21 protein-coding genes are annotated in these 22,150 nt (G+C 67.9%); 2 read left to right on the top strand and 19 right to left on the bottom strand.

The window, feature by feature from the left end; genetic code table 11:
• Positions 1-48: 48 nt before the first annotated feature.
• From ftsZ to sphst_RS20790, 19 genes are all read right to left on the bottom strand, one after another.
• Positions 49-1,656, bottom strand: a complete 1,608-nt coding sequence (gene ftsZ, locus sphst_RS18900) for a cell division protein FtsZ (RefSeq protein ID WP_107045985.1) — start codon at positions 1,654-1,656, stop codon at positions 49-51.
• 114 nt (positions 1,657-1,770) lie between these two features.
• Positions 1,771-3,033 (bottom strand): cell division protein FtsA, encoded by a 1,263-nt coding sequence (gene ftsA, locus sphst_RS18895; protein WP_031393123.1) that lies wholly within the window; start codon positions 3,031-3,033, stop codon positions 1,771-1,773.
• Position 3,034: 1 nt separating this feature from the next.
• Positions 3,035-3,982 (bottom strand): cell division protein FtsQ/DivIB, encoded by a 948-nt coding sequence (locus tag sphst_RS18890; protein WP_056405396.1) that lies wholly within the window; start codon positions 3,980-3,982, stop codon positions 3,035-3,037.
• Positions 3,979-4,962, bottom strand: coding sequence for a D-alanine--D-alanine ligase (locus tag sphst_RS18885; protein ID WP_051916214.1), 984 nt, complete (start codon positions 4,960-4,962; stop codon positions 3,979-3,981). The genes sphst_RS18890 and sphst_RS18885 overlap by 4 nt, the downstream gene beginning before the upstream one ends.
• Positions 4,929-5,798, bottom strand: a complete 870-nt coding sequence (murB, locus tag sphst_RS18880) for a UDP-N-acetylmuramate dehydrogenase (RefSeq protein WP_234387762.1) — start codon at positions 5,796-5,798, stop codon at positions 4,929-4,931. Before murB ends, sphst_RS18885 begins: the two co-directional genes overlap by 34 nt.
• A 68-nt stretch (positions 5,799-5,866) precedes the next feature.
• A complete protein-coding gene (gene murC, locus sphst_RS18875; protein WP_107045983.1) occupies positions 5,867-7,297 on the bottom strand; it encodes a UDP-N-acetylmuramate--L-alanine ligase in 1,431 nt (476 codons plus the stop codon).
• Positions 7,294-8,451, bottom strand: coding sequence for an undecaprenyldiphospho-muramoylpentapeptide beta-N-acetylglucosaminyltransferase (gene murG / locus sphst_RS18870; protein WP_031395403.1), 1,158 nt, complete (start codon positions 8,449-8,451; stop codon positions 7,294-7,296). Before murG ends, murC begins: the two co-directional genes overlap by 4 nt.
• Entirely contained in the window at positions 8,448-9,680 is a 1,233-nt protein-coding gene (locus tag sphst_RS18865; protein ID WP_234387761.1) for an FtsW/RodA/SpoVE family cell cycle protein, read from the bottom strand. The genes murG and sphst_RS18865 overlap by 4 nt, the downstream gene beginning before the upstream one ends.
• 5 nt (positions 9,681-9,685) lie before the next feature.
• Positions 9,686-10,999, bottom strand: coding sequence for a UDP-N-acetylmuramoyl-L-alanine--D-glutamate ligase (gene murD / locus sphst_RS18860; RefSeq protein ID WP_107045982.1), 1,314 nt, complete (start codon positions 10,997-10,999; stop codon positions 9,686-9,688).
• The gene (gene mraY, locus sphst_RS18855) at positions 10,996-12,066 is read right to left on the bottom strand and encodes a phospho-N-acetylmuramoyl-pentapeptide-transferase (protein ID WP_031395401.1); all 1,071 of its coding nucleotides are present in this window, start codon (positions 12,064-12,066) and stop codon (positions 10,996-10,998) included. The genes murD and mraY overlap by 4 nt, the downstream gene beginning before the upstream one ends.
• Entirely contained in the window at positions 12,067-13,449 is a 1,383-nt protein-coding gene (locus sphst_RS18850; RefSeq protein WP_031395400.1) for a UDP-N-acetylmuramoyl-tripeptide--D-alanyl-D-alanine ligase, read from the bottom strand. It abuts the gene before it with no gap.
• Complete coding sequence (locus sphst_RS18845; protein WP_107045981.1) at positions 13,446-14,912, bottom strand: UDP-N-acetylmuramoyl-L-alanyl-D-glutamate--2,6-diaminopimelate ligase; 1,467 nt, start codon at positions 14,910-14,912, stop codon at positions 13,446-13,448. Before sphst_RS18845 ends, sphst_RS18850 begins: the two co-directional genes overlap by 4 nt.
• 24 nt (positions 14,913-14,936) lie before the next feature.
• Complete coding sequence (locus sphst_RS18840; RefSeq protein WP_037528403.1) at positions 14,937-16,676, bottom strand: peptidoglycan D,D-transpeptidase FtsI family protein; 1,740 nt, start codon at positions 16,674-16,676, stop codon at positions 14,937-14,939.
• Positions 16,673-17,305 carry a hypothetical protein gene (locus sphst_RS18835; protein WP_107045980.1) on the bottom strand — a complete coding sequence of 211 codons (633 nt, stop codon included), beginning with the start codon at positions 17,303-17,305 and terminating at the stop codon, positions 16,673-16,675. Before sphst_RS18835 ends, sphst_RS18840 begins: the two co-directional genes overlap by 4 nt.
• Positions 17,302-18,258, bottom strand: coding sequence for a 16S rRNA (cytosine(1402)-N(4))-methyltransferase RsmH (gene rsmH / locus sphst_RS18830; RefSeq protein ID WP_031395594.1), 957 nt, complete (start codon positions 18,256-18,258; stop codon positions 17,302-17,304). The genes sphst_RS18835 and rsmH overlap by 4 nt, the downstream gene beginning before the upstream one ends.
• Positions 18,255-18,665, bottom strand: a complete 411-nt coding sequence (locus sphst_RS18825) for a division/cell wall cluster transcriptional repressor MraZ (RefSeq protein WP_311723314.1) — start codon at positions 18,663-18,665, stop codon at positions 18,255-18,257. Before sphst_RS18825 ends, rsmH begins: the two co-directional genes overlap by 4 nt.
• A gap of 413 nt (positions 18,666-19,078) precedes the next feature.
• Complete coding sequence (locus tag sphst_RS18820; protein ID WP_234387749.1) at positions 19,079-19,459, bottom strand: hypothetical protein; 381 nt, start codon at positions 19,457-19,459, stop codon at positions 19,079-19,081.
• Positions 19,432-20,412, bottom strand: a complete 981-nt coding sequence (locus sphst_RS18815; RefSeq protein ID WP_031395591.1) for a cysteine synthase A — start codon at positions 20,410-20,412, stop codon at positions 19,432-19,434. The genes sphst_RS18820 and sphst_RS18815 overlap by 28 nt, the downstream gene beginning before the upstream one ends.
• Before the next feature lie 99 nt (positions 20,413-20,511).
• Positions 20,512-20,682 (bottom strand): hypothetical protein, encoded by a 171-nt coding sequence (locus sphst_RS20790; protein WP_156360231.1) that lies wholly within the window; start codon positions 20,680-20,682, stop codon positions 20,512-20,514.
• A 233-nt stretch (positions 20,683-20,915) separates the two neighbouring features.
• Between sphst_RS20790 and sphst_RS18810 the strand changes: the two genes are divergently transcribed.
• Positions 20,916-21,302 carry a hypothetical protein gene (locus sphst_RS18810; RefSeq protein ID WP_031395590.1) on the top strand — a complete coding sequence of 129 codons (387 nt, stop codon included), beginning with the start codon at positions 20,916-20,918 and terminating at the stop codon, positions 21,300-21,302.
• 118 nt (positions 21,303-21,420) lie between these two features.
• The gene (locus sphst_RS18805) at positions 21,421-22,146 is read left to right on the top strand and encodes a ParA family protein (protein WP_031395589.1); all 726 of its coding nucleotides are present in this window, start codon (positions 21,421-21,423) and stop codon (positions 22,144-22,146) included.
• Positions 22,147-22,150 lie beyond the last annotated feature (4 nt).

Below are 22,150 nucleotides of genomic sequence, written 5' to 3'. Positions count from 1 at the left end.
GGACGGGGCGCGCCGGCGACGAACCGGCGCGCCCCTTTGTGCAGGCCGTTACTGGTTGTTCTGGCGGTGCAGGAAGCGCGGAATGTCGAGCGGATCGGTCGGAGCCGCCTCGCCGTCTTCCTTGGCCGCGCCGCGCGCCGCATTCGACATGCGCTCGAACAGCGTACCACCGAGCTTGACGCGCGGCGTCGCCGGCGTGGCGGCCTCGGGCGCAGCTTCCGCACCCGGAGCGAGCCAGCGACGGCGTGCACCACCCTCGTCCGCAGCCGGCATCGGCGCCGGGGCCGCGGGCGTGGGAGCGGCATAACGATCGTCCGCGTAGGAACGCGGCGGAGCCTGATAGGCAGGCGCCTGGGGCGTACGCGCGGTCGGCTGCGGTGCCGGCTGAGCCTGGACCGGCGGCTGCACCGGGGCGGGTGCAGGTGCCGCCTGGGTCGGCGCAGGAGCATAGGACTGCGGTGCGGCCGGTGCGGGGGGGACCATCTTATCCTGGCCCAGGACGAGTTCCTCGTCGGTGGCGCCGGACTGTACCGCGTCTGCGCTCGACAGGTCGAGCGGCTCGTCGCCCGTGCCAGTCGTGCCGGCCGGTGCCGCGGGCTCGCTCGGACGGAACGACGTCGATTCGTCGTTCTTGCGGCCCATGCCGAAGCTGAACGAGCGCGTCGGCTCGGGCGCGACGGCGGGCTTGGCGTCCGCATCGATCCCGGTCGCGACGACCGAGACGCGGATCTTGCCTTCCAGCTCCTGGTTGAACGCCGAACCCCAGATGATGTTGGCATCGGGATCGACCAGGTCGCGAATGTGATTCGCGGCTTCATCGACCTCGAGCAGGCGCATGTCGTCGCCGCCGGTGATCGAGATGATCACGCCCTTGGCACCCTGCATGCTGACGCCGTCGAGCAGCGGGTTCGATATCGCCTTCTGCGCCGCCTCGAGCGCGCGGTTGTCGCCGCTCGCCTCGCCGGTGCCCATCATCGCCTTGCCCATTTCCTGCATCACTGAACGGACGTCGGCGAAATCGAGGTTGATGAGGCCGGGCATGACCATCAGGTCGGTGATGCTGCGGACGCCCTGCTGCAGCACCTCGTCCGCCATCGAGAACGCTTCCTTGAAGGTCGTGTTCGCGTTGGCGATCAGGAACAGATTCTGGTTCGGAATGACGATCAGCGTATCGACGTACTTCTGCAGTTCCTCGATGCCGCCATCGGCCGACTTGGCGCGACGATTGCCCTCGAACGCGAACGGCTTGGTGACCACGCCGACGGTCAGGATGCCCATGTCGCGCGCCGCCTTGGCGATGACCGGGGCGGCACCCGTGCCGGTGCCGCCGCCCATGCCGGCGGTGATGAAGCACATGTGCGCGCCTTCGAGCATCTTGGCGAGCTGGTCGATCGTCTCCTCGGCGGCCGCGCGGCCGATCTCGGGACGCGAGCCGGCACCGAGGCCCTGCGTGATCTTGGTGCCGAGCTGGATCCGCTGCGGCGCGGTCGACTGCTTGAGCGCCTGCGCGTCGGTATTGGCGACGAGGAAGTCGACGCCCTGGACGTCGGCCCTCATCATGTTCGCGATCGCGTTACCGCCCGCGCCACCGACCCCGATCACCGCGATGCGGGGGGCCAGCTCGTCCACTTCGGGACTCAGAAATTCGATGCTCATCGCCTGCTTCTCCGCCCATCCCGGTGATACGCTACGGCCGGGCCCCTGATTAACCTGTGTGCACCAACGCTACCGGCTGTTCCAGCCGAAATAGCGTCAGCCGTTTCGAAACTCTCAATAATTCGCGCGTGCCGCCTGAATCAACTTGCGGACCATGCCGATTCCCTTCGGCCGGTGAACGATCGTCCGCTGCGGTGCAATACCGCGCAGGTCGATCGGATCGGTCGCCGCATAGAAGGCCAACCCCGCTAGCGTCGCAAAGGCCGGTCCGCCATGCGCCTCGGGCAGAGCGGTCAATCCGCGCGGTCGGCCGATCCGGACCGACCGCCCCAGCGCCTGTTGCGCATAATCGGCGATGCCCTTCAGCTCCGCGCCGCCGCCTGTCAGCACGACCTGGCGCCCCACCGGCCCCTCGAACTTGAGCGTGCTCAGCGCATTGCGCACCTCGCCCATCTGATGTTCGAGCCGCTGGCGGATGACGCTGATCAGCTGCGCCTTGGTGATCTGCGCGCCCTCGCCCGCACCATCCTCGGCCGAGATCGGCATGACCGGGATCATATCGTGATTGTCGCGGGGGGAGGCATTGGCCGAACCGTGGAAGCACTTCATCCGCTCGGCATTCTGCCGCCGCGTGCCGAACGCACTGGCGATGTCGTCGGTGATGTCCTGCGCACCGATCGGGATCGAGGTCAGCCCGACGAGCATGCCGCCCGCAAACAGCGACACGTTGGTGATCCCCGCCCCCATCTCGACCAATGCGACGCCCAGCTCGCGCTCCTCGTCGCTGAGGCACGCCAGCCCGGTCGCGACCGGCGAGGCGATGATCGACTTCACTTCGAGATGCGCCGAACGCACGCACAGATCGAGATTGCGCACCGGCGAACCGTCTGCGGCCACGACATGGATATGCACGCCAAGCCGGTCGGCATGCAGCCCGAGTGGCGTCTTGACCCCCGTCAGCCCGTCGAGCGTGTAGAGCGCAGGCTGCGCGTGCAGCACCATTCGCCCCTGCGGATCGATCGAGTTTCGCCCTGCTGCGAGCAGCGCGTCGATATCCTGCTGCTCGACGCGGTGGCCGCCCAGCTCGAACTCGACCTCGGCGACGTCGGACACCAGCCCGCCGGCCGAGAAGCCGACCCAGACATTCTCGATGTTGATGCCCGCAATCCGCTCGGCCTGCTCGACCGCTTCGCGCACCGCCGCCTCGGTCGTCGCCATGTCGGCGATATAGCCGCGCTTGACGCCACGGCTCTCGCGCTGGCCGGTGCCGAGCACGATCAGCTCGCCGCCGTCCCCCTTTTGCGCGATCATCGCCGAAACCTTCGACGACCCGATATCGAGCGCCGTGATCAGCCCTTCCGGTGCCACCTTCGCCATGTCATCCCTCCCCGCCCGTTACGTTCGCGTCCGCCGTCTGCGACGGTATAGTCGTCTGTGGCTCGCTGGATACCGGCGCGGGCACGTCGACGCTGTGCGCCAGGCTCGCCCCCGGCTTGCGCGCGACCAGCTTGGTCGGGTCGCGCATGTCGAAGCGGATCCAGCCACGGCCGAGCAGCGGCCGTGCGCCATCGAGCTCGGCAAACTTCACCAGCGCACGCGGCGCCCCGTCCTCGGGCAATGCCAGCGTCTCGCCGCTCTCGAAGGTCAGGTCCCAGCGCCGGTTGCCGACCCAGGTCGCCGCCTTCACGCGCGGCTTGAGCGCGGGGGCGGCGGCGAGCAGCGCCTGATAGGACGCCTCCTGCCGGTCCGCGCCGGGTCCGATCACCAGCGGCAGGTTCGGGATCGCATCGGGCTGCACCGGTTCGAGCAGCACGCCCGACGCATCGATCAGCGTCAGATTGCCATTGTCCTGCCACACCGCCGCGGGGGTCCGCTCGACGATGTCGACCAGCAACGTGTCGGGCAGCCGCCGCGACACATGCGCGTCCGCGATCCAGCCATAGCGCAGCAATTTCTGGCGCACCGCTTCGAGATCGACGAGCGGCATCGCGCGGCTCTGCTGATCGAGCGCGACCGCATAGACCGACATCCGGTCCATGCGCTTCAGCCCGGTGACCTCGATCTGGTCGACCTTGAACCCCGCGCGCCCGGCGCCTTCGGCCATCGCGCCGCCGATCATGCCGGGAATGCCGATCCAGGTCGCCGCCGCGATCACCACCGCGCCGCCCGCGCCCAGGATTGACCAGGTCGCAATCTTCTTCAGCGTTTCTTCGCTGACCGGGAGCATCCCGACCAGCCGGTCGAGCACCGACACCTTCTTGACCGCGACCTTGCGCCGCGGGGCGGGCCGCTTGGGGGGCGGGCCGCGCTTGATCGTCCGGCTCATGGCGCCCCGCCCGGCGCCAGCGGATGATCCGACAGCGCCTCGTCGACGATCGCCTGGACGAGCTCGGCATAGCTCATGCCGATGTGCCGCGCCTGTTCAGGCACGAGGCTGAGCGGGGTCATGCCCGGCTGCGTGTTGACCTCGAGCAGGAACAGCCCGTCGACCCCGCGCTCGTCGTCCCAGCGGAAGTCCGAGCGCGATGCGCCGTTGCAGCCGAGCAGCCGGTGCGCCTCGAGCGCGAGGCTCTTGCACGCGTCGGCGATCTCGTCGGGAATGTCCGCCGGGCAGACATGCTCGGTCATCCCGTCGGTATATTTCGCGTCGTAATCATACCAGCCGCTCTTGGGCTTGAGTTCGGTGACGCCGAGCGCGCGACCGCCCAGCACCGCGGTCGTCAACTCGCGCCCACGGATATAGGGCTCGGCGAGCAGCTCGTCGAAGTCGATCCACGGCCCGACCGCGTCGCGCGCGATCGGATTGCCGTAATTGCCGCTGTCGGTGACGATCGCCACGCCGACCGACGACCCCTCGTTGACGGGCTTGAGCACATAGGGGCGTGCCATCGGATCCCCCTCGAACAGGTCGACCGACCGGACGATCCGCCCGCCCGGCATCGGTACACCGGCCGGGACGAGCAGCAGCTTGGTCAGCACCTTGTCGATCGCGATCACCGAGGTCGCAAGACCCGAATGCGTGTAGCGCAACCCCATCAGGTCGAGCAGCCCCTGCACCGAGCCATCCTCGCCGGGGGTCCCGTGCAGCGCATTGAACACGAGATCGGGCTTGGCGTCGGCCAGCCGGGTGGCGACGTCGCGTCCCATGTCGATCCGCGTGACGCGGTGACCGAGCGATTCGAGCGCATCGGCGCAGCCATTGCCCGACATCAGCGAGACCTCACGCTCCGCCGACCAGCCGCCCATCAGCACGGCGATGTGAAGAGCCCCGCTCACTTCGCCACCCCGACGCGCTGGATTTCCCATTCCAACGTCACTCCAGAATGTGCCTTCACCTTGGTCCGTACCTCTTCGCCCAGCGCCTCGATCTCCGCGCTCGACGCGGACCCGAGGTTCAGCAGGAAATTGCAATGCTTCTCGCTGACCTGCGCGTCGCCGCGGGTCAGCCCGCGGCACCCGGCGGCGTCGATCAGCGCCCAGGCCTTATGCCCCTCGGGATTCTTGAACGTCGATCCGCCGGTGCGCGACCGGAGCGGCTGCGACGCCTCGCGCTCCGCGGCGATCCGGTCCATCTCAGCCCCGATGACAGCCGGTTCGCCGGGCGTGCCCGAAAACACCGCCTCGACCACGACCGCCCCCGCCGGCAGGTCCGAATGCCGATAGACATAGCCGAACCGCGCCGCGGGCCAGGTCTCGACCGCACCGTCGCGCGTGACGACGGTCGCCTCGATCAGGATATCGCTGACGTCGCGCCCATAGGCCCCCGCGTTCATCCGCACCGCACCGCCGACCGTCCCCGGGATCCCGCGCAGGAATTCGAGCCCGGCGATCCCCGCATCGCGCGCAGCGCTGGCGACGGTAATCCCCATCGCCCCCGCCCCTGCGCGAACGCGACCGTCCTGGACCGCCACCTTCGCCATTGCCTTGGGCAGCCGCACCACGACCCCCGGCACACCCCCGTCGCGGACGATCAGGTTGGAGCCGACGCCGACCGGCAGGACCGGCGTCGACGGATCGAGGGTCTTCAACAATTCAGCCAGATCCTCGACATCCGCAGGTCGCACCAGCCATTCGGCAGGCCCGCCGGTCCGGAACCAGATGAAGTCCGCAAGCGACCCACCGGCCTCAACGCTCCCCCTGATGGTCTCCCGCGAAGGCGGAAACCCGGTCTGGGTCGCCGCATTCGCGGGGACGCAAGGTGTCGCAGCGTTCACGCCGGCACCTTCGAACGCTCGACCGCGATCGCGTCGGCGAGCCCGGCCGCCCATTTGGTAATGTCGCCCGCGCCGAGGCAGACGACCATGTCATCCGCCTCGATCGTCGCCGCCAGCTCGGCCGCCAGCGCATCCGCATCCGCGACCACGCCTGCAAACCGGTGGCCGCGCCGCTTCAGTCCCTCGACCAAAGCTGCCGCATCGACGCCCTCGACCGGCGCCTCGCCCGCCGCATAGACCGGCGTGACCAGCACCCGGTCCGCGTCGTTGAACGCGGTCTGGAAATCCTCCATCAAATTGCCGAGCCGCGAATAGCGATGCGGCTGCACCACCGCGATCACGCGCCCCTTCGCGCCCTCGCGCGCAGCGGCCAGCACCGCACGGATCTCGACCGGGTGATGCCCGTAATCGTCGATGATTGCGACACCGCCACCCTCGACCGGAACCTCGCCCACCTTGGTGAAGCGCCGCTTCACGCCGCCGAACTTGGCAAAGCCCTGCTGGATCGTCGCATCCTCGATCCCCAGTTCCAGCGCAACGCCGATCGCGGCCAGCGCGTTCTGGACGTTGTGCCGCCCGGGCATCGGCATCTCGATCCCCGCAATCGTCCGCGTCGCGCCATCGCGCGTCCGCACCACGCAATCGAAGCGGTTGCCGCCCGGGATCGGCGTCACCTCGACACCGCGGACATCCGCCTGCGCCGAGAAGCCATAGGTCACGATCCGCCGGTCGCGCACGCGCGGCAGGATCCCCTGCACCTCGGGATGATCGAGGCACAGCAGCGCCGCACCGTAAAAGGGCACGTTCTCGACGAACTCGACGAACGCGTCCTTCACCGCGTCGAACGATCCGTAATGATCGAGATGCTCGGGATCGATGTTGGTGACGACCGCGATCGTCCCGTCGAGCCGCAGGAAGCTGCCGTCGCTCTCGTCCGCCTCGACCACCATCCAGTCGCTCGCACCCAGTCGCGCGTTCGAGCCGTAGCTGTTGATGATCCCACCATTGATGACGGTCGGATCCACGCCGCCGGCATCGAGCAACGCCGCCACCATCGACGTCGTCGTCGTCTTGCCGTGCGTGCCGGCAACCGCGACGGTCGACTTCAGCCGCATCAGTTCGGCGAGCATCTCCGCACGCCGTACCACGGGCACGCGCGCATTGAGCGCCGCCTCGACCTCGGGGTTCGACCGAACGATTGCGGTCGAGACGACCACGACTGCCGCGTCACCAATATTCTCCGCGGCATGGCCGATCGCGACTGGAATGCCCTTGTCGCGCAGGCCCTGCACGACATAGCCCTCGGCCACGTCAGACCCCTGCACGCGGTAACCGAGATTCTTCATCACCTCGGCGATGCCCGACATGCCGATCCCGCCGATGCCGACGAAATGGATCGTGCCGATATCGGTCGCTACACCCTTCATGCAAATTGTACCTTTGGCTTGGATGGGCGCCCGACCGGCAGTCGCGACACCGGCGCATCGAGGCTTTCGACCAGATCGGCCAGATCGCTTGCCGCATTGGGCCTGCCGCAGCTGCGCGCGCGTCCCGCGGCGTTCTGCAGCGCGGCGGGATCGAGCCCGAGCTTCTGCATCTGCTTGGCGAGTTCGACCGCGGTGAAATCGCCCTGCCGGATCGTCCGTGCGCCGCCGGCGCGGGTGATCTCGCGCGCGTTGACCGTCTGGTGATCGTCGGTCGCGCCCGGCAGCGGCACCAGGATCGCCGGCCGCCCCGCCGCGGTCAGCTCCGCAATCGTCGAGGCGCCCGCGCGCGCGATCACCAGATGCGCCCAGGCGAGCTGTTCGGGCATGTCGGGCAGATAGGTGGCGAGCTCGGCCGGGATATGATGCTCGGCATATTGCGCGCGCACCGCATCGATATCCTCGATCCGCGCCTGGTGCGTGACCTGCAGACGGCGCCGGAACGTCACCGGCAGCATCGCAAGACCATCGGGGACCACCTGTGACAGGATGCTCGCGCCCTGGCTGCCACCGGTCACCAGCACGCGGAAGATGCCATCCTCCTCGAGCAGCGGATAGGGCCTGGCGCGCAGCGCGAGCACCGCCTCGCGCACCGGATTGCCGACGAGATGCGTCTTGGCGAGAAGCCCGGAGGCGAGCCGTTCGGTCGGTTCGGACGAGGTCGCGATCGCGTCGACGCGGCGCGCCACGAGCCGGTTCACCCGCCCCAGCACCGCATTCTGCTCGTGCACCGCAGTCGGGATCCGATTCGCGAACGCCGCCAGCAGCGCGGGCAGCGCGGGATAGCCGCCAAAGCCGATCACCGCCGCCGGCTTGAACGTGCGATAGAGTTCACGTGCCATCATCCGCCCGCGCCACATCGATCGCGTCGCCTTGGCCCAGCCCAGCGGTCCGCCGGTAAAGCGCCCGGCGGGAAGGACATGCGTCTGGATTCCCTCGAACAATCCGGGGAAGCGCACGCCGCGCTCGTCACTGACCAGCGCGACGCGGTGGCCACGCCTCGTCAGCTCAGCGGCCAGCGCCGCCGCCGGCACCATGTGACCGCCGGTCCCGCCTGCCGCGAGCACGAAATGCCGGGGACGTTGATTCACAGTCATTCACCACTCCAGCGGACGACATAGGGGCTCCGCGTGAGAAACGGATTGCGCCGGGTAAACGCCAGCAGCAACCCCATGCCGACCGACAAGGCGATCATCGACGAGCCGCCATAGCTGATGAACGGCAGCGTCATGCCCTTGGACGGTGCGAGCCCGGTGTTCACCGCCATGCTGACCAGCGCCTGTGCACCGAACTGCGTCGCCAGCCCGGCCGAGGCCAGAAGCTTGAATTCATCCTGTTCGTCCAGCAGCTTGACGAACACGCGCACGACGATCGCAAGGAAGATCACCGCGATCACCGAACAGGCGATCAGCCCGAATTCCTCGCCGATCACCGAGAAGATGTAATCGGTATGCGCCTCGGGCAGCCCGAACTTGGCGATGCCGCCGCCGGGCCCCGTACCGGTCCAGCCGCCTGCGGTCAGCGTGTTGTGCGCGGCGTTGGTCTGGAAATGATCAGACGCGCCCTCGCCCTCGATTCCCGGGAACAGGAACGCGTCGATCCGCGACCGCGCCGTGCCGTAGAACATATAGGCGGCCACCAGCCCGACGGGCACACAGCCGACCAGGCCCGCCATCACGCGCATCGGTGTCCCCGCGATCATTAGCAACGCCATCCACACGGTGCAGTAGATGATCGTCTGGCCGAAATCGGGCTGCAGCATCAGCATCACCGCGATCGTGCCGGTCAGCCCGCCCGTGATCAGCACGGTCGGCAGTTCGGGATCCTTCGCGCGCAGCGACAGGAGCCAGGCAACGGTGACGATGAAGACCGGCTTCAGAAATTCGGAGGGCTGGAATTGCGCGAAGCCATAGCCGATCCAGCGGCGCGCACCGTTGACCTCGGATCCGACGAACGGCGTCACCGCGAGGATCAGCAGCAGCACCGCCGCCGCGGTCAGCGCCATGCGCCGCGCCATCGCGACGGGCATCATCGACACCCCGAACAGCACCGGCATCGACACGCCGACCCACATCAGCTGACGCCAGAAATAATAGAGCGGCGTCAGCTTGTGATGCTCGCCCGAATAGCGCACCGCGGTCGCGGGTGACGCCGCGGCCACCGCGATCAGCCCTATCGCGATCAGGAACAGCGTCAGCAACAGCAGCATCCGGTCGATATCCCAGAACCACGTGCCGAGCGGCGACTGATCGCCACGCCCGCCGCGCCGCTTCATCTTCGCGACGATCCCGGTCTTCTGCCCTGCGCTCATCATCGGTGTCCGCATATCGCTCATGCCAACGACTCGACCGCCGCGCGGAAGGCCGCGCCGCGCGCTTCGTAATCGGCGAACTGGTCGAAGCTCGCACAGGCGGGCGACAACAGGATCGTGTCGCCGGGCCGGGCATTGGCCGCCGCGCTGCGGACGGCCGCGTCGAGCGTGCCGACATGATCGACCGGCATTGACCCGGCCAGGATCTCGGCGAACCGCGGCCCGGCCTCGCCGATCGTATAGGCGTGCACGACATGGCCGAAGCCGGGCCTGCACGCATCGAGGTCATCCCCCTTCGCGCGCCCGCCGACGATCCAGTGGACCCGCTTGAACGCGGCCAGCGCGGGCGCCGCGCTCTCCGGATTGGTCGCCTTGCTGTCGTCGACATAGGCGACGCCGTCATAGGAGGCGATCTGCTGCATGCGGTGCGGCAGGCCGGTGAAGCTGACCAGCCCGCGATCGATATCGACCTCGCTCACACCGAGCGCGCGCGCGACCCCCACGGCGGCACGCGCGTTCAGCGCGTTGTGCGGCCCCTGGAGCGACGGCCAGCCGGCCTGGTCGCCGATGTCGATATGGTCGATGAACTCGACCGGAAGGTCAGCGGGCGCATCACCCAGAAGACGATGCTCCGCTTCTGCGCCGTGGTCGACGATCGCGAGATGCGGCGCCGTCTGCATCGCGAACAGCCGCGCCTTCGACGCCGCGTACCCGGCAAAGCCGTCATAGCGATCGAGATGGTCGGGGGTAATGTTGAGCAGCACCGCGACGTCGCAGTCGAGCGTCTGCGTCAGGTCGATCTGATAGCTCGACAGCTCGAGCACATAGACCCCGCCCTCGGGCAGTGGATCCTGCCCGAGGATCGGCAGCCCGATATTGCCCCCCATCAGCGTCGGCACGCCCGCGGTCCGCAGGATATGATGCACGAGCGCGGTGGTGGTCGACTTGCCGTTCGTGCCTGTGATCCCGACGACCTTGTGGCGCGGCAGGTCGGCGCGGGCCTGCGCAAAGAGTTCGATGTCGCCGATGACGGGAACGCCCGCCGCACGCGCGGCCGCGGCGAGCGGATGCGTGTTGAGCGGCACCCCCGGCGAAACGACGAGCGCGTCGAACGCCGCTAGGTCGTCCAACGGATCAAACTGGAGATCCACGTCATCGAGGGTGACCGACAGGTCTTGAATGCTCTCGGCGAGAGCCTCGCGCTTCGTTTCGTCGGAGTCCCACGCGACCACGCTCGCGCCGCCGGCCACCAGCGCCTGGACGGTCGCCGCACCCGACCGCGCCAGCCCCAGCACCGCAAAGCGTTTTCCGCGCCAGGCCTTGGCGACGATCACCGCAGCTTCAACGTCGACAGGCCGACCAGCGCCAGGACCAGCGCGATGATCCAGAAGCGGATCACGACGGTCGGCTCGCTCCAGCCGAGCTGTTCGAAATGATGGTGGATCGGCGCCATCCGGAACACCCGCTTGCCGGTCCGCTTGTAGAAGAACACCTGGATGATCACGCTCATCGCCTCGGCGACGAACAGCCCGCCGATGATCCCGAGCACGATCTCGTGATGCGCGACGACGGCGATGGTGCCGAGCGCGCCACCGAGCGCGAGGCTGCCGGTGTCACCCATGAACACCGCGGCGGGCGGCGCATTGAACCACAGGAACGCCAGACCGCCCCCGACGACCGCACCGCAGAAAATGGCCAGCTCGCCCGCGCCGGGAACGTGCGGGATGCCGAGATAGTCGGCGAACTTCACATTGCCCGCGAGATAGACGATGACCATGAACGCCACGCTCGCGATGATCACCGGCATCGTCGCCAGTCCGTCGAGCCCGTCGGTCAGGTTCACGGCATTGCCGAACGACACGATCGTGAAGGCGGCGAAGACGGGGAAGAACCAGCCGAGATCGATATACATGCGCGACGTGAACGGCAGGTACAGATGCGGCCCGTTCTGCGACATGATGATCGTTGCGGCGATCCCGGCGATCGCGAATTCGAGCAACAGCCGCGTGCGACCCGAAATGCCCGCGGTGCTCGCCTTCCGCACCTTGTCATAGTCATCCATGAACCCGATCGTGCCAAAGCCCAGCGTCACGAACAGGCACGACCAGACATAGGGGTTGCTGAGGTCCATCCAGAGCAGGATCGCCAGCGTCATGCTGGTGAGGATCATCAACCCACCCATCGTCGGCGTGCCGCGCTTGGCGAGATGCGTCTGCGGACCATCGGCGCGGATCGGCTGGCCCTTGCCCTGACGCACGCGTAGCCAGCCTATGAAGCGTGGCCCGATGATCAGGCCGATGATCAGCGCAGTCGCGACCGCCCCGCCCGTCCGCGTCGATTGATAGCGGAGCAGGTTCAATATTCCCGGGAAACCCAGATGTGCGGCGATCCAGTACAGCATTTACGTCTTCCCGCCCCCGAGACTCGTCACGACCCGCGCGAGCCCTACACCGTTCGATCCCTTGATGAGAACCGCATCGCCCGGCGCCAGGATCGTCCGTAACGACGTCAGCGCGGCCACAGCGTCGCCCACATGGACGGTTTCGACTTTACCCTCAAGCGCTTGCGCAAGCGGCGCCATCGCTTCACCGACCAGCAGCGCCATTTCGACGTTTGCCGCGACGATCGGCTCGGCAAGCCCGGCATGATAGTCGGCCGACGCCTCGCCCAGCTCGCGCATCTCGCCGAGCAGCGCGACATGCCGCCCCGGCTCCTTGGCCAGCACGGCCAGCGTCGCACGCATCGACGCGGGGTTCGCATTATAGCTTTCGTCGATCACGAGCGCCTGCCCGTCCGCGAGCGTCGTCATGAACCGCGCACCGCGTCCCTGCAGCCCGCCGAGTTCGGCGAGCGCCAGTCCCGCCAGCCCGAGATCCGCGCCCGCCGCTTCGACGCACGCGACCACCGCCAGCGCGTTCGAAACCCAGTGCATCCCCGGCTGCGCCATCGTGAAGCTCAGCTCGCGGCCGTCCTGCTGGACCGTCACGAATGTCGCGCCGGTCGCCAGCCGGACCGTCTCGATCGCGCGGACATCGGCACCCTTCGCGATGCCGAAGGTCACGATCCGCGCCGCATGCGGCGTTGCCGCTGCGGCCAGGCGGTCGCGATGCGGGCTGTCGAAGGGGACAATTGCGACGCCGTCCGGCTCGAGCCCGGCGAAGATCTCGCCCTTGGCGTCGGCGATCGCGCTTTCGTCGCGGAAGAATTCGGTATGCGCCGGCGCGATCGCGGTGACGACGGCGATATGCGGGCGGACGATCTGCGTCAGCTCGGCCAGCTCACCCGCGTGGTTCATCCCCATCTCGAACACGCCGAAACGCGCGTCGCGCGGCATCCGCGCGAGGCTCAGCGGGACGCCGGTATGGTTGTTGTAGCTCTTGACCGAACGATGCACCGCCCCCGGTGCGCCGCGATCGAGCGCCGCGAACAGCGCTTCCTTCGCGCTCGTCTTGCCGACCGATCCGGTGACGCCAATGATCGTCGCGCCGCTGCGCGCCCGGCTCGCGCGCCCGAGCATCTGCAACGCGGTGAAGCTGTCGGCGACCAGCACATGCGGATGCGCGCAGGGTTCGGAGACGATCGCCCCCGCGGCGCCCTGCGCGAACGCCTGGTCGAGATACAGATGGCCGTCGCTCGCCTCGCCCTTCATCGCGACGAACAGGTCACCCGGACCGACCTCGCGCGAATCGAACGCGACGCCCGTCACGGCAAATTCGGCCGAGGCGACCCCGCCGGTCGCCGCAGCGATCTCGGCGGACGTCCACAGGGGCACCGCAGTGCTCATGCTGCACACTCGCGCGCGACGCCGACGTCGTCGAACGGCAGCACCATGTCGCCGACGATCTGGCCCTGTTCGTGGCCCTTGCCAGCGATCAGCACGATGTCGTCGCTGCCCGCCTCGTCGATCGCCGCCTGGATCGCCGCGCGCCGGTCGCCGATCTCGATCGCGCCGGGCGCGCCCTTCAGCACGTCGCGGCGGATCGCGGCGGGATCCTCGGTACGCGGATTGTCGTCGGTGACGATCACGCGGTCGGCGTAATGCATCGCAACCTGCCCCATCGTCTCGCGCTTGCCGGTATCGCGGTCGCCGCCCGCGCCGAACACGACGATCAGCCGGCCGCCCGCATGCGGCTTGAGCGCGGCGATCGCCGCCTCCAGCGCGTCGGGGGTATGCGCATAATCGACATAGACCGGCGCACCCGAGCGCGCGATGACCGCACGCTCGAGCCGCCCGCGCACGGGCTGCAACCGCGCCAGATTGGCGATGGTCGTCGCGATATCGCCCCCGGTCGCGATCACCAGCCCCGCCGACACGAGCGCATTGGCGGCCTGATATCCGCCGATCAGCGGCAGCGTCACGCGGTAGGTCTGCCCGCCCGCCTCGATCGTCAGCCCCTGCCCCAGCAACGTCGGATCGCGATCGACCAGCCGCAGCGTATCCCCGCGCGTGCCGACGGTCACGAGCCGATTGCCCCGCTCCCGCGCGAGGTCGATGACGCGCGCCGCCTGCGGATCATCGGCCCACACCACCGCCGCCCCATCCGGGCCGAGTACTTCAGAAAACAGGCGGATCTTGGCGGTGAAATAGGCCGCCATGTCGCCGTGATAATCGAGATGATCACGGCTGAGATTGGTGAAGGCGGCCGCCGATACGGGCAGTCCCTCGGTGCGATACTGGGTCAGCCCGTGGCTCGACGCCTCGAAGGCGAGATGCGTCACGCCTTCGCGCTCGAGCCCGGCGACGTTCGACAGGAAGGTGACGACGTCGGGCGTCGTGAGGCCCGTGGTGACGCGCTCGTCGGCGGTCGTGACGCCCAGCGTCCCGATCGATGCGGCGTGATGGCCGGCCATCCGCCACAATTGGCGGGTCATCTCGACACAGCTCGTCTTGCCGTTGGTGCCCGTGATCGCGACCGTCGTTGCGGGAAAGGGAGCGAAAAACGCCGCCGCGAGCTGTGCGAACCGTTCGCGTGGGGTCTCGTCGGCGATGTACGCCGCACCCTCGACCGCGAGGCCCGGCCGCGCGACGATGCCGATCGCCCCGGCGCGGATCGCGTCGGCGATATAGTCCTCGCCATTGACGCGGGCGCCCTCGAACGCCCCGAAGATCGTCCCCGGTGCGACCTTGCGATGGTCGATCGCGAAGCCCGTGACGTTGCCGTCATACGCATAGGGCGGTGCAGATCCGTGCACTGATGCCCCGCCATCGCTGACGGGGCCCTTACCGATCAGCGTTGCCAGTTTCATGCACCGATCCTCATGTATCGCCCCTCATTCCGCACCGGACGTCGGCTTTGCGCCAAAGGCCGGCGTGCCCGGCGCATGCCACAACAGCGGCAACAAGTCGCTTTCGTCAATGTCGCGGTTCGCGTCCGGAATGACGCCGAGCATCGATCCGGTCCGGCTGATCACGCGCGATACCACCGGCGCCGCGGTCCAGGCCGCGGTGGTGAAGCCGTAAGATTCCTTGTTACCCTTTGCGGAATCGAGCGTCACCACGACGACGTAACGCGGCGCGTCCATCGGGAAGGCAGCGGCAAAGGTCGAGACGTTGGTGTGCTTGTTATAGCCACCCGCCTGCGCGATTTCGGCCGTACCGGTCTTGCCGCCGACGCGGTAGCCGGGCGCCTCGCCCTTGCGGCCCGTGCCATATTGCACGACCAGCCGGAGCAGCTGCCGCATCCGCGCACTCGTCGTCGTGCTGATCACGCGTCGCCCGGCGGGAATATGCGCCGGATCGATCTTCAGCAGCGTCGTCGGGCGCCAGATCCCGCCATTGACCAGTGTCGCATAGGCGTTGGCGAGGTGCAGCGGCGTGACTGCGATTCCGTGCCCATAGGCCGACGTCATCAATGTGGTGCGGGCCCAGAAGGTCGGCCAGATCGGCCGGCCCTTCTCGCGCAGTTCGATATCGGGCTTGGTGTCGAAGCCGAGCTTGCGGAACATGTTCTGCATCCCGGCGGCACCAATCTGATCGGCGATCCGCGCGGTCGCAATGTTCGACGAATAGATCAGCGTCTCGGGGATGTTCAGCCAGCGCTTCTCTTCATCGCCCGGATCGTCGTGGATTGTGTAGCCGCCAACGCGCAGCGGGACGGTCGCGTCGAAGCGCCGCGCCATCGAGGTGACGGTGCCCGAATCGATCGCCGCCGCCATCGCGATCGGCTTGAACACCGACCCCAGCTCGTACACGCTCTGGGTGCCCATGTTGCGCAGCTGCTCGGTCCCCGCCATGCCGACCCGGTTGGGATTGAAGACCGGCATCGACGTCATCGCGATCACTTCGCCGGTGTCGACGTCGAGGACGATGCCTGCCGCGCTTTTGGCCTGGAACGACGCGACCGCACGCGCGAGTTCGCTTTCCATCGCCGCCTGGACGCGCGTGTCGATCGACAGCGCGACCGGCGCGCCGTTCAGCGCAGGGTTGGTCAGCCGCTCGTCGAGGACGCGCTCCATCCCCGACATGCCGTGGCCGTCGGTCGACAGGAATCCCAGCGCATGCGCCGCCATGGTCGACTGCGGATACAGGCGCTGCGTCTCGCGCGCGAACACGATCGCGGGTTCGCCGATCGCGTTGACCTGCTCGACCAGCGCAGGCGACGCGCGGCGTTGCAGGTAGCTGAAATTCACATCCTTGGTCAGCAGACCGTAGAAGAAGGCCTGGTTGCCGCGATCGGGCATCAGCGCCGCCAGCCGCGCGGCGATCTCGGTCGGATCGCCGATCATCTTCTTGGGATGAACCGCGATCGTCCATGCGTCGATCGTCCTGGCCAGCGGCGCGCCGTTACGGTCGACGATATCGCCGCGCGCGGCGATCGCCGCGGCGCGTGCACCGGGATCGCTCAGCGACGACTGGATCGCGAGCACGCCGAGCCGGCCGATCACGACCAGCACCGCGGCCCCGAACAGGAACATCAACATCATCAGGCGCGTGTGCGCGGTCGCGACCAGCGCGTGGCGCTGCGTTGCGGTACGCCGCTCGGAAACCGGCCGGGCGACGAGGGTGGTCAACGCAGACGCCCTGCCTCGGCCCGCGCGCCGCTCAGGATCGAACCCAGCGTGTTGTCGGACAGCAGCTTGCGGTCGAGCATTGCGACTGCCTGCGGACGGACCTTGGCAACCGCGGCGAGGCGCTCGGGGGCGGCCGCGCGGACGATCGCCGTGTCGGTGGCACTGGCGGTCTGGACGGTGGCGCGGACGGTGACGGGCTTGAGCGGCGCTGCGGCAGCGACGGCCTGCACGGCGACGTCGACCGCCTGCGGTGCCGCGGCGGCGGCAGCAACCGGCAGCGACGGCACGAGCAGCTGCGCGGTCTGGACGGCGGCGCCCGCGGGCCCGCCGATCTGATTCACGTCGAGGCTGGCGAGGGCCGACTCGCTTGCGACGAACTGCCCGGCGGTCGGCGCGGACAGCGCCAGCGTATCGCCGTTCCAGCGCTCGAGCTGCGCGAGGTTCGCGCGCGTGTCGAATTCGGTCTCGAGCGCGCGGATATCGCGCTCGGCCGATCGGATCTGGCCGTTGACGGTCTCAAGCTTCTTGCGCTCGGCGGCCACCTGCAGCGAAACGAGGTAAAAGCCGAGTACGACGGCAACGCAGCCACCGAACCAGCCCACACCCTTCAACCGATACGCCGCCGTCATGTCGTCACCTCTTCCGTCCAAGGTTGCGCGGAGGTCCGCCGCGCCGTTCGTAAAGTCGCAGAGCGTGCGCGCGGATTGCGCGCCAACTCGTCCTCGCCGGCGCGCACGGGGCGGCCGACATCGGTAAAACTCGGTTCTACCACGGTTTTTGCCTGTGGAAGATGACGGGAACCTGAAGGCGCACTGCCCGACCGCGTGCGCAGGAACCGCTTCACCATGCGATCCTCCAGACTGTGGAAGGTTACGATGGCGAGCCGTCCGCCGGGCTTGAGCGCGCGTTCCGCCGCCAGTAGCCCATCGGCGAGCTCGCCGAGTTCGCGGTTGATATGGATCCGGATCGCCTGGAACGCGCGCGTCGCGGGGTCCTTCTTGTCGTGCGCCTTGTACCCCAGCGAGCGACGGACGACATGCGCGAGCTCGCCGGTACGCGTCATCGGTCGTGCGGCAACGATCGCCCGCGCGACGCGACGCGACTTGGGCTCGTCACCAAAATGATAGAGGACGTCGGCGATCTCGTCCTCGTCGGCCTCGTTGACGAAATCGGCGGCGGTCATGCCGGCCTGCGCCATCCGCATGTCGAGCGGTCCGTCCGACTGGAACGAAAAGCCGCGCTCGGCCTGGTCGAGCTGCATCGACGAGACGCCGATGTCGAGCGTGATGCCGTCGACGGGCAACGCGTCGCGTGCCTCGAGTTCGGCGACCATTGCGGAAAAGTCGGCGGCAACCAGCGTCAGCCGCTCCTCGCCATCGGCCCAGTCCTGACCCGCCGCGATCGCGTCGGGATCACGGTCGAAGGCGATGACGCAGGCGCCACGCGACAGCAGCGCCCGCGTATAGCCGCCCGCACCGAACGTCCCGTCAACGATCGTCTCGCCGGGCGCGGGGGCCAGCGCGGCGATCACCTCGTCGAGCAGGACCGGAATGTGCGGGGCGGCGGGGATCGCGTCGCTCACAGCGCAATTCCCTTCTCGGCCATGTAGAAGCGCGCCATTTCCTTGACGACGGGGGGCATGTCGTCGGTCGCGACCAGCGCGGCGGGGTCCCAGATCTCGATATAGTCGAGGACACCGTAGAAGAACGCGTGACCCTTGATCCCGGCATAGAAGCGCGGGAAGGCGGGCATGATGAAGCGCCCCGAGCCATCGAACGGCACGGCCTCGCCCGACGCCGCGCGACGCTTGATGTTATAGTCATATTCGCCGTCTTCGCGGGTATTCTCGGCCTCGCGGCGGTCGAGCTTTTCGGCGAGCAGCGCGACATAACCCGGATCATAGGCGACCAGGCAGCGGTTCTTCTGGTGTGCGCCGATGATGATGGTTCCGCCGTCCTTGCCGTTCGCCTTGGGGGCATTTGCCGACAAGATCGTCCGAAGGGCGGAAGGGATGGCTACCCGGCCCTTGTCGTCGACAAGGCCGATGCCATCTCCTTGATATCGCCCTCGATCCGACACGCCAATATCCCGCGAATGGCGCGCACGTCTTCCCGCCTCGAACCGCAGCCTTCGCCGCGGCCCGGCCGCGCAATCGCGAACGGTGAACGTGCCCCTGTGTTAATCTCCGTCTATCACAGCGGAACGGGGACGCAACGGGATATTTGGGGATTTCCGGGAATCAAGCGCTGTATTGCCCTTGATCCGGGACCATGTGCCCTGCCGGGACGGCCCGGTGCGCACATTGATCTACGGCAAGATCGAGTCGACCCTGGCATGCGGACGCGCTGCGTGTCAGCGTGGTCCCGTGATTTCCCCGGCGCGGCAGCGACGGAAAGCCCGGATCAGTTCGGAGTAGCGGGTGCCTGTGCGTTGACGCTGGGTGCGAGGCCCATTTCCGCGAGTGGCTCGTCAGAGCCATCGGCGGCGGCGGTCGTATTCGACACGGCCATGTTCGCGACGACATCGGCCTGCGCCGAGCCGGCGGCGACCACGGGTCGTTCGCGCGTCGCCGACCCGATGATCGCGCTGGCGAGCCCGATGAAGATCACCACTGCGGCGAGCCCGATCATGCCGACCTTGATCCGCTGCATGGTTTGCGAAGGTGCGCGTTGCGTCTGCATCTTGTCGCGCGCATCTACCCGATCATCGCGCACTTGTCGAATTTCACCATCCCGCGGCGCGCCGCCGCCCTCGCTCACATCAGGCCCTTCGCCGCGCGCCATTCGGGATTGTACAGCGTCGAGAGGTAGCGGAACCCCGTATCGCACAGGATCGTCGCGATCCGCTTGCCCGGCCCGAGCTGCCGCGCCAGCGCGACCGCGCCCGCGACGTTGATCCCCGACGACAGGCCGAGGCACAGCCCCTCCTCGTCGAGCAACTGCCGGGTCCAGGCATAGCCTTCCGCGTCCGAGATCCGGAACTGCGTGTCGATCGGCGCGCCATCGAGATTGGCGGTGATCCGCCCCTGCCCGATGCCTTCCGCAACCGAGGACCCTTCGGACTTCAGCTCGCCATGCGCGTAATAGTTATAGAGCGCAGCACCATGCGGATCGGTCAGCGCGATGCAGATCGCCTCGTCCTTGGCCTTCAGACCCAGGCCGACGCCGGCGATCGTCCCGCCCGTCCCCGCCGCGCAGGTGAAGCCGTCGATCCGCTCCTCCATCTGCCGCCACAGCTCTTCGGCGGTGCCGATGATGTGCGCGTGGCGATTGGCGGTGTTGTCAAACTGGTTCGCCCAGATCGCGCCCGGCGTCTCCTCGGCGATGCGCCGCGACGTGTGCACGAAATGACACGGGTTGGAAAAGGCAGCAGCGGGCACGAGCACGAGTTCGGCACCCAGCGCGCGCAACGTGTCCATCTTCTCGCGACTCTGCGTCTCGGGCATCACGATGATCGTCTTGTAGCCCTTGGCATTGGCGACCAACGCCAGGCCGATCCCGGTATTGCCCGCGGTCCCCTCGACGATCGTCCCGCCCGGCTGAAGCAGGCCGCGCGCCTCGGCGTCCTCGACGATGAACAGCGCGGCGCGATCCTTGATCGACGCGCCCGGATTGGTGAACTCGCACTTGCCGAAGATATCGCACCCCGTCGCGTCGCTCGGGCCCTTCAGTCGCACCAGCGGCGTATTCCCGATCAGGGCAAGCGTATCGGGGGCGGTCAGCGTATCGGATCTCATCTGCATAGCCTGTAGATGGCGCCACTGCCGGTCCGCCACAAGCGCGCTAAAACTATCCACCGGACAAGCCGGCGCACGAGGCCCCGTCAGGCCGCCCGTTCACGCCACGTCGCGCCTCACCGTTTCGATGCGGGCCTGAACGCAATCCAGTGCGTCGGACAATTTGGCGCCGAGCAGCAATTCGCCCCCCTCGTCGGCCAGGCAGAGCGCCTGGGTGATGAGCGTCGATATCGCCGACAGGCGCTCGGCGACAGGAATTTGGCCCGGCATGCAACGTCCTCTTACAACGGTTCCGTGAAATATAGTGGCAGATGCGTGACATCGGACGACCCCGGTGCCTTTATTCCCGCGTCGCCACTGCCCGAATGTGGTGGCGAAACACTGCCGGGCGCCATCGCCAATGCGACGAAACGGCGCATCCCGGGGATGACCCGTCCCGCCGGGCGCGCATCGCGGCCGCTACGGCTTGACGCGATTTGCTGCATGCGCGAAGCCCCGACGATATGAAGAAGACGCTCCCCCTCACCGCCGTGGCTGCGCTGCTTGCGCTGGCTGCCTGCAACTCCAAACCGGCTGCACCCGAGGTGGTCGACAGCAATCCCGATCCGATGGCGAACCAGCTCGCCAATGCGGCACCGGTCGAGCTGCCGCCGTCGATCAAGTCGGAGCAGACGATGCGCTGCAAGGACAACAGCCTGGCCTATGTGACCTTCTTCCAGGGGGGCAAGCAGGCCGTGGTTCGTCTCAAGGAAGGCGGTCCGGCCACGACGCTCAAGGCGCCTGCCGAGGGTGAGCCACTGGTCGCCGACGGCGGCTGGTCGATGACGGGCACCGAGAAGTCGATCGAACTGACCCAACCGGGCAAGCCCGGCCAGACCTGCCACACCTGATCCTTCAGCCGGCCACGGCCGGATGATCCCGCGCCCCGGATGACCACCAGCGTCGCCCGGGGCGTTGTTATGCCGCGACGCCTTGCCATCGGCGTCGCGCGACGGCACGCTGGCCGGCATGGCAACCATCGCGATCTACAGCCTGAAGGGCGGCGTCGGTAAGACGACGCTGGCGGTCAATCTCGCCTGGTGTTCGGCAACTCGGTCGGCACGCCGCACGATTCTCTGGGACCTAGACCCGCAGGCCGCGAGCAGTTTTCTGCTGCACGGTACCGCCGGGCGGGATCAGGCCCAGGCGATGTTCTCCCGCGATATCAGCGTCGCCAAACGGGCCCAGCCGACGCCGGTCGCGAAGCTCGACCTGATCACCGCCGACGCCTCGCTCCGCGGTCTCGACCAGCTGTTTCACACGCTCGACAAGAAAAAGAGGCTCGGCAAGCTGATCGGCGCGCTGACCGATTATGATCGCGTCCTGCTCGATTGCCCGCCGGGTCTTACCGAAACCGCCGATCAGGTGATGCGCGCCGCCGATCTGATCGTCGTCCCCGTCATCCCCTCGCCGCTGTCGCAGCGCGCCTATGAGGAGGTGATCCGCCATCTCGGCGGCAAGGTGCCCGTGCTGCCCGTCCACGCGATGGTCGATCGCAGGCGGCGCCTGCATGCCGACGCGCTGGCCGCCAACCCCGACTGGCCGGTCATTCCAATGAGCAGTGTGATCGAGGCGATGACCGTACAACGCGCGGCGGTCGGGGCCTTCGCACCGCGCTCGGCCGCCGCGGCGGCGTTCGATCAGCTGTGGCGGACGATCGAACACCGGCTGGCGGCGGGGTCGGCAGCGGGCTAAGGCG

This window comes from Sphingomonas sp. STIS6.2, assembly GCF_000732685.2.
Lineage (GTDB): Bacteria > Pseudomonadota > Alphaproteobacteria > Sphingomonadales > Sphingomonadaceae > Sphingomonas > Sphingomonas aerolata.
The sequence above is the reverse complement of the archived record's forward strand: the minus strand, read 5'-3'. Positions and strand labels throughout refer to the sequence as shown.